Here is an 862-nt window from a genome sequence, read left to right on the forward strand (position 1 = left end):
AGAGCGTGTTTGGGAATTCAAGGCAGTCTATTGAGGCAGAGCGTGACGTTTGCCCAGAGAATCCAGGCGGCGTGGCTTTCCGGGGTGTACTCGTAGTCCATCACCACGCGCCGAAAGAAGTTGAGCCAGGCGAAGGTGCGTTCCACCACCCAGCGCGGCCCAACCGGCACGAAGCCGCGGGCCGAGGGCGGGCGGCTGCTGACCTCGTGGCGCAGGCCGCGGGCGAGCAGCCCTTCGGTGAAGCGGCCGCGGTAGGCGCGGTCCGTCACCACGGTGGTCAGGCGCGGCCCCCACTGGCGGCGCTGCAGCAAGAGCGGGGCTGCGCCGCGGCTGTCATGCAGGTTGGCCGCGTGGGCGCGGCACGCCCACACGCGGCCTTGCCGGTCCACCAGCAGCTGGCGCTTGCGCCCGTTGACGCACTTGCCGCCGTCGGTGCCGCGGTGCTCGGCGATGCGCGGGGCCAGTTTGACGCTCTGGCTGTCCAGGCAGAGCACGGTCGGCGTGGCCGCCTGCCCCTGCGCGTGCCGGTCCGCCTCGTTCAGCGCCCGGTTCAGCCGCTGCAGTGTGCCGTCGTGTTGCCAGCGGCGGAAGTAGTAATATACCGCCGGCCAGGGCGGAAACGCCGCCGGCAGGCAGCGCCACTGGCAGCCCGAGCGGCACACGTAGCGCAACGCGTCCACCACCGCGCGCAAACTCAGCCGCCGTTTGCGTTGCAGCGGCAGCCACGGCGTGATACCTTGCCACTGCGAGTCAGTAAGGGGTTGATAGCACTCAACCATAATGCGAACCGGAGCCTAGGAACTCCCGACGCAACTTACTGGCTCGTTTTTGTTTACTCCCTAGCCAATTCCCAAACAGGCTC

1 protein-coding gene is annotated in these 862 nt (G+C 68.1%); it reads right to left on the reverse strand.

What is annotated here, in order from left to right; translation table 11 throughout:
- Positions 1-17: 17 nt before the first annotated feature.
- A complete protein-coding gene (locus B0919_RS24465; protein WP_078014938.1) occupies positions 18-779 on the reverse strand; it encodes an IS5 family transposase in 762 nt (253 codons plus the stop codon).
- Between the last annotated feature and the right edge of the window lie 83 nt (positions 780-862).

The organism is Hymenobacter sp. CRA2, assembly GCF_002007105.1.
Classification (GTDB): Bacteria; Bacteroidota; Bacteroidia; order Cytophagales; family Hymenobacteraceae; genus Solirubrum.